The organism is Rhizobium sp. RM (assembly GCF_013390595.1).
Lineage (GTDB): Bacteria > Pseudomonadota > Alphaproteobacteria > Rhizobiales > Rhizobiaceae > Agrobacterium.
The window spans coordinates 50,540-63,457 of record NZ_JACAWV010000008.1; the positions used below are offsets into that span (position 1 = coordinate 50,540).

Genomic DNA, 12,918 nt, shown 5'->3' on the forward strand with positions numbered 1-12,918 from the left:
AAGGGGAGACCGGCTCACTTGGCGCGAGTGACGCGCCAAGTTCTAACTCCCCACAAACCGCGTTTTCACTGTCATCGAACTGTCGTACGGCGAAGTTACGGAGATTCCCATATTGGGGGGCTTCATGCACGCGCGATTCGTTTCCAGGGAACTCGAACGTCTTTCGACTGCCCGCCATGACGCTCCGCCCCGGCATACGGGCACCCGGTTCAACGCTGAAGGCGAGTTTTTGCCGGAACCCGGCAACACCATCGTTTGCCATCTTGTGCAGGGTTCGGCGTCACAAAGCGCCGTAGTCGCGACCCGGCAACGTTTCCTGGATATGCCGGAAGCCGGTAATCTGGCTTTCACACCCGTCTCCAGCTTTCATATGACGGTGTTCCAGGGGATCATCGAGTACAGGCGCATGTGGCCCTACTGGCCAAAAGAAATGCCGCTGACGGCCTCGATCGACGCCATGACGGAGTATTATCTCGAGCGCCTTTCCGTGTTTTCGGCGCTTCCCCACTTTGCAATGCAGATCACCGGTTTGCGACCGACCGGCCTTGTGTTGAAGGGAAAAACTGCAGAGGATGACCGGGTCGTGGCGCTTTGGCGAAATACGTTTGCCAAAGCCTTTGGATATCGCCATCCGGATCACGACAAATACGAATTCCATCTCACGCTCGCCTACGTCGTGCGCTGGTTCGATCCCGTCTGTCTGCCCCGCTGGCAGGCGATGATGGATGAGGAAGTCGAAAAACTGCGCGATAGTGTTCCTGTGATCGAGCTGCGACCACCTGCTTTCTGTGAATTTCGGGATATGAACCACTTCAAAGAGCTCATCGTCTTCGATAAAGCATGACACGTGATTTGCGGTGCACTTCTTTGGCCGCGCTTCGGATTCTGCTGAATCTGAAAAAATGTGCGTTAGGGCTGGTCAAACCCCGTTTTGGCATGTATAAGCGCGCCAAATTTCCGATATCGAGACACCCGACATTCGGCCTTTGGTTCTGGCCGGTTCCGTTGTTTCGCCGCTAAAGTGGAGTAACAAAAATGGCAGTACCAAAAAGAAAAACAAGCCCGTCCAAGCGCGGTATGCGCCGTTCGGCTGATGGCCTCACGGCTGCGACCTACGTTGAGGACAAGAATTCCGGCGAACTGCGTCGCCCGCACCATATCGATCTGAAGACCGGTATGTACCGTGGCCGTCAGGTTCTGACGCCGAAGGAAAGCGCATAAGCTTTTCAGCTTCTGCAATTCTTTGAAAACCGGCCCTTGTGGCCGGTTTTTGTTTTTGGCGCAGGCCACTCCCTTGGAAAAGTCCCGCACACCTCCTAAAATCCGTTTTGGAGGTCGGGCGTAAAGTCCGAATTGGGAGGGTGGCAGCCGTTGAGATACCGCTGGATACTGGTGGTGCTTGTTTGTCTTGGTTTCGGTTATGGCGCCGTCACCAAAGGCAGCGACATGATTGCTGAACGTTACTTCGGCGAAGTGGCCGATCAGGGCCGCACCACCCTCAGACTTGCTGTGTCCGCCCTCGGTGGGCTTCTCAGTCGCTACGAGCCCTTGCCGGCGCTCATTGCCGATCACGATGATATCGAAGAACTCGTCGCCCATCCTCAGGATCAGGCGTTGCGTCAGCGTGCGAATGTCTACCTCAAGTCCATCAACACCCTGCTGGAATCCTCCGACATCTACATCATGACGCTCGACGGCGAGACGATTGCCGCCAGCAATTATGATGGCCCGGCGAGCTTTGTGGGACAGAACTTCAGCTACCGCCCCTATTTTCAGGATGCGGCCAAGGGTTTGCAGTCCCGCTTCTTCGCGCTCGGCACAACCTCCAACAAGCGCGGATATTATTTTTCGGCTCCCATTCTGTTCGATGAGGACATCAAAGGCGTCATCGTCTTCAAGGTGGATATCGAGGGTATCGAAGCATCCTTCGGTGATGGCGAAAATCGTATTCTCGTGTCCGATCCTGAAGGCATCATCTTCATGACCGGCACGCCGCAATGGCTCTATTCCAGCTTGATGCCCCTCACGCCGGAACGTTTGGCGCGCACCACAACGTCGCGTCGCTACGCCGATGCCGAGTTGAGAGAGTTGCCGTTGCGGACCGGCAGCTTTGGCGAACACCAGCTTTTGGCCATTCGTCAAAATGATGGCGAGAGAGAATACCTGGTTTTGTCGCAGGCGATGGCGGACGCAGGCTGGACCGTAAATGTGTTGATCGATACGGGCTCTTTGCGCACGCAGGTTCAGACAACGATGATTGCCGTCATTCTCTGCCTTTGCCTTGCGGTAGCGCTGCTTGCGGCCATGTTGCAGAGACGTCGGCGTCTACGAGAGCGCCTTGTTCATCAGGCAGAAGCCCAGGCCGAGCTTGAGCGCCGGGTTGAGGAGCGCACCGCAGATCTTGCCCGCGTCAATCGCGAGATTGAACATGAGGTTGCCGAGCGTCGTCAGACCGAGAAGCAGCTCCGAAAGATGCAGAATGATCTCGTTCAGGCTGGCAAGCTTGCCGCCCTTGGCCAGATGTCAGCCGCCCTGTCGCATGAGATCAATCAGCCGCTTGCGGCCGCGAAGAACTACGCTGAAAGCGCGGCACTTCTCGTTGAACGGGGCAGGGTGGGCGAGGTGACTGAAAACCTCAAACGTATTTCGGGACTGATTGATCGCATGGCATCGATCAGTCGGCATCTGCGTAACTTTGCGCGCAAACCCAACGAAAAAACCACAGCTGTCGCCCTGGATGCTGTTCTTCGCGATACGCTTGAAATCGTTGGTGCGCGTTTGAAGGCTGCGGATGCCGTGCTGGACATAGATCTCGGCGACATCCCGCTTGCGGTAAAGGCAGGTCCGGTGCGCTTGCAGCAGGTTCTCGTCAATATCATCTCCAATGCCGCAGATGCGGTCGAGGGAAGAAAGGATCGCAAGATCGCGTTGCAAGCCCGGCTGAACGGTTCAACGGTATCGATCTTCATCCGTGACCATGGACCGGGTGTTCCGCCGGCGATCTCGGAGCGTATCTTCGACCCTTTCTTTACGACGAAGGGCGTGGGGCGCGGTTTGGGGCTTGGACTTTCCATATCGTATAACATCATCAAGGATTTTGGCGGCCAGCTTCGTGTCCGCAACCATGATGGCGGTGGAGCGGAATTTGAAATCACGTTGCCTGCTGCCGTTTCTGCTGTGGAGGTTGCTGCGGAATGAGTGATCCCAGGGTGCTTCTGATCGATGATGAAGAAGAGTTGCGCTTTTCAACTGCGCAAGCGCTGGAACTGTCCGGCTTCCATGTCACCATGCTCGCCAGTGCCGAACACGCGCTGGAGCTGATTGGCTACAGCTTTGACGGCGTTGTCGTGAGCGACATTCGTATGCCCGGTATGGACGGCATGACCCTGTTGCAGAAGGTTCGCGAACTCGATCCGGAAATTCCAGTGATTCTGATGACCGGCCATGGCGATGTGCAGCTTGCCGTCAACGCCATGCGTAACGGTGCCTATGACTTCATCGAGAAACCTTTCACGCCACAGTACCTTGCGGGTGTCATCAAGCGGGCCGAAGATCGGCGCGCACTGGTGCTCGAAAACCGCCGTCTCAAGGCCGTTGCTGGAAAACGTGACGATCTTGAAACCCGCTTGCCGGGCAGAACGCAAGTTATGGTCGATCTGCGCTATCGCATTCGTGCCATCGGCTCGACGGATGCCGATACGCTGATCGTCGGCGATACGGGTGCCGGTAAAGAAGTGGTGGCTCGGGCGCTGCATGACGTCAGCGCCAGAAGCAATCGGCCTTTCGTAGCAATCAATTGCGCCGCCTTGCCGCAAACCCTGATCGAGAGCGAGCTGTTTGGCCATGAAGCGGGCGCCTTTCCAGGTGCGCTTCGCCCCCGTTACGGCAAGTTTGAACATGCACGCGGCGGCACAATCCTTCTCGATGAAATCGGCTCGATGCCCTTCGAGCTGCAGGGGCGCTTCCTGCGTGTGCTGCAGGAGCGGGTGATTACCCGTTTGGGGTCGAATGAAACGGTTGAACTGGATGTGCGCTTTATCGCCACCAGCAAGGTCGACCTGGAACAGGAGGTTGCTGCCGGCCGCTTCCGGCCAGATCTGCTGTATCGTCTCAATGTCGCAACGATGCTCGTTCCATCACTGTCGCAGCGCAGCGCCGATATTCCACTCCTGTTTCTGCACCTCGTGCGCGAGGCTGCGGCACGGTATGGACGAGAAGACATGGATGTTCCGCAGGATCTGCTCTCTACGATTTCCCTGCGGGAGTGGCCTGGGAACGTGCGTGAATTGAGGAATGCTGCAGACCGCTTCGTTTTGGGTCTGGAAAGTGATGCGACCGATGCCGTCATCTCCTATTCGGATGAGGAAAGGGGCGGGCTCGCCGCCAAGGTTGCCGCTTACGAAAAAAGCCTGATCGCCCGGGCGATCGCCGCACACCGTGGCAATCTCAAATCGGTCTACGAGAATCTCGGGATTTCGCGCAAAACGCTCTATGAAAAGATGCAGAAATACGAGCTGCACCGCCACATGACGGAGGTGTGATGGGTGGATTTCCACCCATGCATACGCGCTAATGGGTCGATATCCACCCATTATTGCCCGACCGCGCAACAAAAGCGTGTGACGCGACAACGCCGTCGTTGATGAATGGCCATCCCGGGCCGCAAATGAATCACCCCGGTCGCCATGGAGGAGCATGCGCGGCTGAAGTGGCGAACATTTTCATCCGGGAGGAATCGATGAAAATACTGAAGACAGTCACCGGCTTTGCGGCCGCCGCTGCCGTTTCCCTTTTTGCGCTTGCCGCATCGGCCCAGACCTACCCCGAGCGCAACATCACCATGATCGTGCCGTTCGCAGCCGGTGGTCCGACCGACACAGTTGCCCGTCTCGTGGCTGAATCCATGTCGAAAGATCTCGGCCAGCAGATCATCATTGAAAACGTCGGTGGCGCTGGCGGCACACTTGGCGCCGGACGTGTCGCAGCAGCCGATCCAGACGGTTACACGGTTCTGCTACATCACATCGGCATGGCAACGAGCGCCACGCTTTACCGCAAGCTCGCCTACGATACCTTGAACGCGTTCGAATATGTCGGGCTGGTAACCGAAGTGCCGATGACCATCCTGTCGCGCAAGACGCTCGAGACAAAAGATCTCAAGGGCCTGATCGAATACGCCAAGGCCAACAAGGACAAGGTGACGGTTGCCAATGCCGGTATCGGTGCGGCATCGCATCTGTGCGGCATGCTGTTCATGAGTGCCATCGAGACGCCGCTCGTAACGGTCCCTTACAAGGGAACTGGCCCGGCGATGACGGATCTTCTTGGCGGCCAGGTCGATATCATGTGCGACCAGACCACCAACACCACCAAGCAGATCCAGGGCGGAACGGTGAAGGCTTACGCCGTGACCACCGCAAAGCGTCTGGACGTGCTGCCGGATGTGCCGACCGCAGTCGAAGCAGGTCTGCCCAATTTCGAAGTCGGTATCTGGCACGGCGTCTACACGCCGAAAGGCACCCCGGCCGAAATCAACGAGAAGCTCTCCAAGTCGCTTCAGGTCGCATTGAAAGACCCCAACGTTGCCGCCCGCTTTGCCGAACTTGGCACGACACCTTCGCCGGAAAGCGATGCGACACCGGCAGCCCTCAAGGCGAAGCTTGAAAGCGAAATCGCCCGCTGGAAGCCGGTGATCGAAACCGCTGGCCAATACGCCGATTGATCGCAACGGATCGTGACCGGCGGCATCCGCCGCCGGTCTCTCCACGTTTCGAGAATGCGGGCGGCTTAAGACGCCTTGCTGCGGAGGGGTACATCTTATGAAATCATTTATCGTCGATCCTGCCGAAGCGCTGTGCGGTGCCATCTTCATTGGCCTCGGCATTGCCTTCGCCTGGCAGTCCTATGAACTCGATATCGGTACGGCCTTCCGTATGGGGCCAGGCTATTTCCCGCTGCTGCTGGCACTTGTCCTGGTCGTTCTGGGGGGCGTCATCTTCCTGCGATCCACGCGTGTCAAAGGTGAGGCCATTGGCGCCATCGCCTGGCGTGGCATTTTCTTCATTCTTCCTGCACCCGTATTTTTTGGCTTCACGGTCCGGGGGCTGGGTTTCGTTCCGGCGCTGTTTTTCAGCGCGCTCATCGCGTCATTTGCCTCACATAAGATGAGCCCGTTGATGGCTATCCTTCTTTCAATCGGGATCACCATCTTTTCGGTTGCGGTTTTCAACTATGGTCTTGGCCTGCCGTTCCAGCGCTTTGGCCCCTGGCTCAAATTCTGAGGTCTGCGCATGGAACTGTTCAACAACCTCCTCCTTGGTTTCAGCACAGCCTCGTCCATCGAGAACCTGTTCTTCTGCTTGATTGGCGTATTGCTGGGCACCTTGATCGGCGTTTTGCCCGGCATTGGCGCAACAGCGACCATCGCCATGCTGCTCCCCATTACTTTCCAGCTTGAGCCCGTTTCGTCGCTCATCATGTTGGCGGGCATCTATTATGGCGCGCAATATGGTGGATCAACCACGGCAATCCTCATCAACATGCCGGGTGAATCATCGTCTGCGGTCACTGCTATCGATGGCTACCAGATGGCACGCAAGGGCAAGGCTGGAGCGGCGCTGGCGATTGCCGCGATCGGTTCATTTTTCGCCGGCACGGTGTCCACGTTCCTTGTAGCGATCTTCGCGCCACCGTTGACGGCAATCGCCCTGGAATTTGGCGCAGCGGAGTATTTTTCGCTGATGGTCGTCGGTCTGGTCTCATCGATTGCCCTTGCTCATGGCTCCATCGTCAAGGCACTGGCTATGGTCGTTCTTGGCCTGCTGCTCGGTCTGGTCGGCACGGATATCTACAGTGGTGCGCCGCGATTCACCCTTGGCATTCGCGAATATGCCGATGGCCTTAATTTTGTTGCCGTGGCAGTGGGGGTCTTCGGTATCGCCGAAATCCTTCGCAACCTTGAGAACGAACATTCGCGTTCGGTTCTGATGGCCAAGGTCAGTGGTTTGCTGCCGACAAAGGAAGACTTCAAAAAGATCATCGGTCCTGTGCTGCGTGGCACGGCGATCGGTTCCGCTCTTGGCATCTTGCCCGGCGGTGGTGCAATTCTGGCAGCCTTCGCATCCTACACGGTTGAGAAGCGTGTCTCGAAGACACCGGAGGAGTTCGGTCACGGTGCCGTTGCTGGTGTCGCAGGTCCTGAATCCGCCAACAATGCCGGCGCTCAGACGTCGTTCATTCCACTCCTGACGCTTGGTATTCCTGCCAATCCGGTTATGGCGCTGATGATTGGCGCCATGATCATTCAGGGCATCGTGCCCGGTCCGAATGTCGCAACGGAGCAGCCTGCGCTGTTCTGGGGCATCATCGCCTCGATGTGGATCGGCAATCTGATGCTCGTCATCCTGAACCTGCCGTTGATCGGTCTCTGGGTGAAACTTCTGACGGTGCCCTATTACGTGCTTTTCCCGATCATCATGGCGTTCTGCGCCATCGGGGTCTACAGCGTCAATTCCAACGTATACGATCTATATGCTGTCGCCTTCTTCGGCTTCATCGGATACGTGCTGGTAAAACTGCGCTGCGAACCTGCGCCATTGTTGTTGGGATTTGTCCTGGGCCCGCTTCTGGAAGAGAACCTGCGTCGCGCCATGATCCTGTCACGTGGTGATCCCTCCACTTTTGTCACCCGTCCGATCAGTGCAACCTTGCTGTTCATTGCGTTCGTTGTGTTGGTCGTGGTGTTCCTGCCAAGCGTCAAGAAGAAGCGCGAGGAAGTCTTCCAGGAGGAAAGCTGAGCCATAGCGACTGAAATGAAAGCCGATGAGGGTAACCTCATCGGCTTTTTTATTTTCTCGCTGTCAAATCCAGTTCAGCCATTCGAGGTTATGATTGACTTTGATGATCGCAATGCCAAGGAAGGGGAGGAAAGAGAGGTCGACATGACGTCAAACACCGAAAATCGCATCCTCGCGCTTGAGGAAACGATCGCACACCAGACGAAGACCATTGAGGAATTGTCCGATCAGCTTGCTGAGCAGTGGAAGGTTGTCGAACAGACCCGCGCCAAGCTGGACCGGCTGACAGAGAGGTTTTTGAGCCTTGAGGAACAGTCGCTGGAGGCGCCCGCCATCACCCGGCCACCGCATTACTGAGTGGGAGAGATGATGCGCAGTTTTAAAAACGCAGCGGTGGCAGGAGAGATTGTCGCGTTCTGGAAAGATGCGGGGCCGGACAAATGGTTCGACAAGGATGCGTCTTTCGACAACCATTTTCACGATCGCTTTCGTGACGCGCACTTTGCTGCTGCACGGCGTGAACTGGATGACTGGTTGGAGACAGCGGATAGCAGCCTCGCTCTCATGCTTCTTCTCGATCAGTTCCCGCGCAACTGTTTTCGCGCTACGGCGCATATGTATGCGACAGACCCGCTGGCGCGTGTTTATGCCGATGAAGCAATACAACGTGGCCACGATCTGGCTGTGGGCGAAGACATCAGGGTTTTCTTTTATCTGCCTTTCTCGCATTCCGAGAATCTGCAAGATCAGGAGCGTGCTTGCCGATTGAACCAACCGCTGGGTGGCCTTTATCTGCATCACGCCGAACAGCACCGGGATATCGTCAAGCGTTTCGGGCGTTTTCCCCATCGCAACGACATCATGCTGCGCGAAACGACGCCACAGGAGCAGGACTTTCTGGACGAGGGCGGATTTTCCGGCTGATCCAGAACGCACCTGGACATAAAAAAAACCGCCATCCCGAAAGATGGCGGCTTTTTATGTTTGTTCTCTCGACGGTCAGCCGTCGAAAAACTCCTTCATACGAGCGAAGAAACCGGCGGATTCCGGGTTGTTCTCTTTGGAGGAGAGTTGCTCGAACTCCTGCAGCAATTCGCGCTGGCGCTTGCTGAGCTTCTGCGGTGTTTCGATCTGGATCTGGATATAGAGATCGCCCGTCTGCGCCGAACGCAGCACTGGCATACCCTTACCCTTCAACCTGAACTGTTTGCCGGCCTGTGTGCCTTCCGGAACCGTCACTCGGGACTTGCTTCCATCAAGCGTCGTCACATCGAAAGTGCCGCCCAGTGCCGCCGTCGTCATGGAGATCGGCACGACACAGTAAAGATCGGCGCCATCGCGCTGGAAGAATTCATGCGGACGCACAGACAGGAAGATGTAGAGATCTCCCGCTGGGCCACCACGCATCCCGGCTTCACCTTCGCCCTGCAGGCGAATGCGCGTGCCGTCTTCAATGCCCGACGGAATGTTGACGGAGAGAGAGCGTTCTTCCGTTACGCGTCCCTGACCATGGCACTTCGTGCAAGGATCGGAAATCGTCTGCCCACGACCATGGCAGGTCGGGCAGGTGCGTTCGACGGAGAAGAAACCCTGTGCTGCGCGGACACGACCGGAGCCCTGGCAGGTGCCGCAGGTCTTTGGTTGCGTGCCGGGCTTTGCCCCGGAGCCGGAACAGACATCGCAGGTGATCGAAGTCGGCACCCGAATCTGAGCGGTCTTGCCGGTGAAGGCTTCTTCCAGCGAGATTTCCATATTGTAGCGCAGATCGGCGCCACGTTCGCGTCCGCCGGAGGACCGACGTGCACGGCCGCCGCCCATCATCTCGCCGAAGATATCTTCGAAGATGTCGGAGAAGCCGCCAGCACCCATGCCGCCGCCGCCGAAGCCGCCGCCACCGCCCATACCGCCGTTTTCGAAAGCAGCGTGGCCGAAACGGTCGTAGGCCGCCCGCTTCTGCGGGTCCTTCAACGTCTCATAGGCCTCGTTGATTTCCTTGAATTTCCGTTCGGAATCGGCGTCGTCCGGGTTCTTGTCCGGATGGTATTTCATAGCGAGCTTGCGGAAGGCGCTTTTCAGCTCTTTTTCGTCCGCGGTCTTGCTGACGCCAAGTGTTTCGTAAAAGTCTGCTTTCGCCATTAAGGTAACAAGCCCCGAAAATGGATTTCCGGCTGCCCTTTGGCAGCCGGATTTCTTTCATGCATCGGTAGGAGACCGGAAGTCGCGCAATTAAGCGGACTTCTTGTCGTCCTTGATTTCTTCGTAGTCGGCATCAACGACATCATCCTTGCCGCCTTCAGCAGAAGCATCGCCTGCTTCAGCCTGCTGGGCTTCGTAGATGGCCTGACCGAGCTTCATGGAGACTTCCATGAGGGTCTGCGTCTTGGCCTGGATGTCGTCGGCATCCGGCTCAGATGCTTCTACAGCCGTCTTCAGGCTTTCGATGGCATCTTCGATCGCCTTGCGGTCGGTCTCGGAAACCTTGTCGCCATATTCCTTCACCGACTTCTCGGTGGAGTGAATGAGGCTTTCCGCCTGGTTCTTGGCTTCCACGCCGGCACGACGCTTCTTGTCGGCTTCAGCATTGGCTTCCGCGTCCTTGACCATCTTTTCGATATCTGCGTCAGACAGACCACCGGAAGCCTGGATACGGATCTGCTGTTCCTTGCCCGTGCCCTTGTCCTTGGCCGAAACCTGAACAATACCGTTGGCGTCGATATCGAAGGTGACTTCGATCTGCGGAACGCCACGCGGTGCCGGGGGCAGGCCGACGAGGTCGAACTGACCGAGCAGCTTGTTGTCCTGCGCCATTTCGCGCTCGCCCTGCGAAACGCGGATGGTTACAGCCGACTGGTTGTCTTCGGCGGTCGAGAAGGTCTGGCTCTTTTTCGTCGGGATCGTCGTGTTGCGATCGATCAGACGGGTGAAGACACCGCCCAGCGTTTCGATGCCGAGAGACAGCGGGGTTACGTCGAGCAGAAGAACGTCCTTGACGTCGCCCTGCAGAACGCCGGCCTGGATGGCTGCACCCATGGCAACAACTTCGTCCGGGTTAACGCCCTTGTGCGGCTCTTTGCCGAACAGCTGCTTCACGACTTCTTGAACCTTCGGCATACGGCTCATACCACCGACGAGAACGACTTCATCGATCTCGGAAGCGGATACACCAGCATCCTTGAGGGCTGCCTTGCACGGTGCAACAGTGCGCTGAACCAGGTCATCGACCAGGCTTTCGAACTTGGCGCGCGTCAGTTTCAGCGTAAGGTGCTTCGGACCGGAAGCATCAGCCGTGATGAACGGCAGGTTGATTTCGGTCTGCTGCGAAGACGACAGTTCGATCTTTGCCTTTTCAGCAGCTTCCTTGAGACGCTGCAGAGCGAGCTTGTCGTTCTTCAGGTCGATGCCGTTGTCCTTCTTGAACTCGGCTGCGAGGTACTCGACCAGGCGCATGTCGAAGTCTTCACCGCCGAGGAAAGTGTCGCCGTTGGTGGACTTCACTTCAAAAACGCCGTCGCCGATTTCGAGGATCGAGATATCGAAGGTGCCGCCGCCAAGGTCGTAAACCGCAATGGTCTTGCCGTCCTTCTTGTCGAGGCCGTAAGCGAGCGCGGCTGCAGTCGGCTCGTTGATGATACGCAGAACTTCAAGACCAGCGATGCGGCCAGCATCCTTGGTCGCCTGACGCTGCGCGTCGTTGAAGTATGCCGGAACGGTGATGACCGCCTTTTCGACCTTTTCGCCGAGGTAGGCTTCAGCCGTTTCCTTCATCTTCTGAAGGATCATCGCAGAAACCTGCGACGGGGAATAAGGCTTGTCCTGAGACTTTACCCATGCGTCACCATTGTCACCCTTGACGATCTCGAAGGGGACAAGACCCTTGTCCTTCTCGACGGTCGGGTCATCGTAGCGGCGGCCGATGAGGCGCTTCACTGCAAACAGGGTGTTGGTGGGGTTGGTGACCGCCTGGCGCTTGGCCGGCTGGCCGACAAGGCGTTCGCCGTCGTCGGAAAATGCCACCATGGACGGCGTCGTACGTGCGCCTTCCGCGTTTTCAATTACTTTCGTGTCCTTGCCGTCCATCACTGCGACGCAGGAGTTGGTCGTGCCAAGGTCGATACCGATTACTTTTGCCATGCTCTTCTCTCCTTGAAGCGAACCGTCGGAACCCCGGAAGGCATTCCACTGACGATTCCTTGACTTGGATTTGCAACATTCGCTGCAGTTCTGCGGCGTATATAAGGAGCGATTTTTACTGCTGCAAGGCGCAAGAGAGAATGGAACGTAGCAAATAATGCATGATTTTGTTCCGGCGGAAGTCTTTTCGTGAACTCTTGCGCAACCCTGAGATTGCAGGCCTTTTCAAAAGCGGTTCACGGCAGACCCGGCGCACCATAATACAGATGTGGAGTAGCTCCCAGAAGCCGAAGCAATCGCACAATTAGGGATGTTGGTTTTTAGAGAAATGGCGGACAGGGTGGGATTCGAACCCACGGTACGCTTTCACGCACACACGCGTTCCAGGCGTGCGCCTTAAACCACTCGGCCACCTGTCCTTTTGGAAATCTGCATGTTTGGGTGAATGCAAATCACTGGAACGGCGCGATATATACCGATGAATTCGCAGGGATCAACCTGAATCTGACAGTTTTTTGAATTGTCGGCAATTTCCTGCGTTTCGACTTGATTGCAAAGCGGTTTTTACGCCTTTATCGCTACATTCTGTGTTTCATTATGTGGCGGTCGAACCGAAATGGCCGAGCAAAGGTGTTCCCAATGAAAGCTTTTTTGCGATTTTTGAGCTTTCTTTTCCTCGCTGCAGCGATCGTTCAGGGTGTGTTTGATTCGATCCGTTCTGTTTCCACGTCCTCAATCAACGTCACCGGCATCCTTTCGCTTTGGGGCTACGCGTTTCCTGCGTCCCGCGCCATGGTGGAAACGGGAGTGGCACACTATATTCATCCCGAGGCGTGGCGCTGGATCGAAAACGCACTCGTGATGTTGCCTGCTTTTGCCATGCTTCTGGCTTTGTCTCTTCTTTGCTGGATGCTGGGTTACAAAAAGCACAGACTGTCGCGATTCCAGGCGATTTGATCGAAAACGTCCGCAGACATTATGAAACCCTGAG

At 56.6% G+C, this 12,918-nt stretch carries 12 protein-coding genes and 1 tRNA gene; 10 read left to right on the plus strand and 3 right to left on the minus strand.

Going from position 1 to position 12,918, the window contains the following annotated elements:
• Window positions 1–124: 124 nt before the first annotated feature.
• From HWX89_RS09105 to HWX89_RS09145, 9 genes are all read left to right on the plus strand, one after another.
• Window positions 125–844: a DUF1868 domain-containing protein gene (locus tag HWX89_RS09105; protein ID WP_138794175.1), complete on the plus strand. Its 720-nt coding sequence runs from the start codon at window positions 125–127 to the stop codon at window positions 842–844.
• 191 nt (window positions 845–1,035) lie between these two features.
• A complete protein-coding gene (gene rpmF / locus HWX89_RS09110) occupies window positions 1,036–1,221 on the plus strand; it encodes a 50S ribosomal protein L32 (protein ID WP_138794176.1) in 186 nt (61 codons plus the stop codon).
• Window positions 1,222–1,371: 150 nt separating this feature from the next.
• Window positions 1,372–3,198 carry a sensor histidine kinase gene (locus HWX89_RS09115; RefSeq protein WP_138794177.1) on the plus strand — a complete coding sequence of 609 codons (1,827 nt, stop codon included), beginning with the start codon at window positions 1,372–1,374 and terminating at the stop codon, window positions 3,196–3,198.
• Entirely contained in the window at window positions 3,195–4,541 is a 1,347-nt protein-coding gene (locus HWX89_RS09120; protein ID WP_138794178.1) for a sigma-54-dependent transcriptional regulator, read from the plus strand. The genes HWX89_RS09115 and HWX89_RS09120 overlap by 4 nt, the downstream gene beginning before the upstream one ends.
• A gap of 197 nt (window positions 4,542–4,738) precedes the next feature.
• On the plus strand, window positions 4,739–5,722 hold the full coding sequence (locus HWX89_RS09125) for a tripartite tricarboxylate transporter substrate-binding protein (RefSeq protein WP_138794179.1): 984 nt from the start codon (window positions 4,739–4,741) through the stop codon (window positions 5,720–5,722).
• 97 nt (window positions 5,723–5,819) lie between these two features.
• Window positions 5,820–6,281 (plus strand): tripartite tricarboxylate transporter TctB family protein, encoded by a 462-nt coding sequence (locus tag HWX89_RS09130; protein ID WP_138794180.1) that lies wholly within the window; start codon window positions 5,820–5,822, stop codon window positions 6,279–6,281.
• 9 nt (window positions 6,282–6,290) lie between these two features.
• The gene (locus HWX89_RS09135; RefSeq protein WP_138794181.1) at window positions 6,291–7,796 is read left to right on the plus strand and encodes a tripartite tricarboxylate transporter permease; all 1,506 of its coding nucleotides are present in this window, start codon (window positions 6,291–6,293) and stop codon (window positions 7,794–7,796) included.
• A gap of 144 nt (window positions 7,797–7,940) precedes the next feature.
• Window positions 7,941–8,153 (plus strand): SlyX family protein, encoded by a 213-nt coding sequence (locus tag HWX89_RS09140; RefSeq protein ID WP_138794182.1) that lies wholly within the window; start codon window positions 7,941–7,943, stop codon window positions 8,151–8,153.
• 12 nt (window positions 8,154–8,165) lie between these two features.
• On the plus strand, window positions 8,166–8,720 hold the full coding sequence (locus HWX89_RS09145) for a DUF924 family protein (RefSeq protein WP_138794183.1): 555 nt from the start codon (window positions 8,166–8,168) through the stop codon (window positions 8,718–8,720).
• 75 nt (window positions 8,721–8,795) lie between these two features.
• Here the strand turns inward: HWX89_RS09145 and dnaJ are convergent, their stop codons facing one another.
• From dnaJ to HWX89_RS09160, 3 genes are all read right to left on the minus strand, one after another.
• Complete coding sequence (gene dnaJ / locus HWX89_RS09150; protein WP_138794184.1) at window positions 8,796–9,932, minus strand: molecular chaperone DnaJ; 1,137 nt, start codon at window positions 9,930–9,932, stop codon at window positions 8,796–8,798.
• Window positions 9,933–10,022: 90 nt separating this feature from the next.
• Window positions 10,023–11,927 (minus strand): molecular chaperone DnaK, encoded by a 1,905-nt coding sequence (gene dnaK / locus HWX89_RS09155; protein ID WP_138794185.1) that lies wholly within the window; start codon window positions 11,925–11,927, stop codon window positions 10,023–10,025.
• Window positions 11,928–12,256: 329 nt separating this feature from the next.
• A tRNA-Ser gene (locus HWX89_RS09160) sits at window positions 12,257–12,346 on the minus strand.
• 220 nt (window positions 12,347–12,566) lie between these two features.
• On the opposite strand from HWX89_RS09160, the gene HWX89_RS09165 reads away from it, so the two are divergent.
• Window positions 12,567–12,884, plus strand: coding sequence for a hypothetical protein (locus tag HWX89_RS09165; protein WP_138794186.1), 318 nt, complete (start codon window positions 12,567–12,569; stop codon window positions 12,882–12,884).
• The last annotated feature ends 34 nt before the right edge of the window (window positions 12,885–12,918 follow it).

Bases quoted from the DNA above. Each gene is read 5' to 3' on its own strand.
- HWX89_RS09135 (WP_138794181.1), top strand. From the start codon at position 6,291: ATGGAACTGTTCAACAACCTCCTCCTTGGTTTCAGCACAGCCTCGTCC.
- HWX89_RS09125 (WP_138794179.1), top strand. From the start codon at position 4,739: ATGAAAATACTGAAGACAGTCACCGGCTTTGCGGCCGCCGCTGCCGTT.
- HWX89_RS09165 (WP_138794186.1), top strand. From the start codon at position 12,567: ATGAAAGCTTTTTTGCGATTTTTGAGCTTTCTTTTCCTCGCTGCAGCG.
- HWX89_RS09145 (WP_138794183.1), top strand. From the start codon at position 8,166: ATGCGCAGTTTTAAAAACGCAGCGGTGGCAGGAGAGATTGTCGCGTTC.
- HWX89_RS09105 (WP_138794175.1), top strand. From the start codon at position 125: ATGCACGCGCGATTCGTTTCCAGGGAACTCGAACGTCTTTCGACTGCC.
- HWX89_RS09130 (WP_138794180.1), top strand. From the start codon at position 5,820: ATGAAATCATTTATCGTCGATCCTGCCGAAGCGCTGTGCGGTGCCATC.
- dnaK (WP_138794185.1), bottom strand. From the start codon at position 11,927: ATGGCAAAAGTAATCGGTATCGACCTTGGCACGACCAACTCCTGCGTC.
- HWX89_RS09120 (WP_138794178.1), top strand. From the start codon at position 3,195: ATGAGTGATCCCAGGGTGCTTCTGATCGATGATGAAGAAGAGTTGCGC.
- HWX89_RS09140 (WP_138794182.1), top strand. From the start codon at position 7,941: ATGACGTCAAACACCGAAAATCGCATCCTCGCGCTTGAGGAAACGATC.
- rpmF (WP_138794176.1), top strand. From the start codon at position 1,036: ATGGCAGTACCAAAAAGAAAAACAAGCCCGTCCAAGCGCGGTATGCGC.
- dnaJ (WP_138794184.1), bottom strand. From the start codon at position 9,932: ATGGCGAAAGCAGACTTTTACGAAACACTTGGCGTCAGCAAGACCGCG.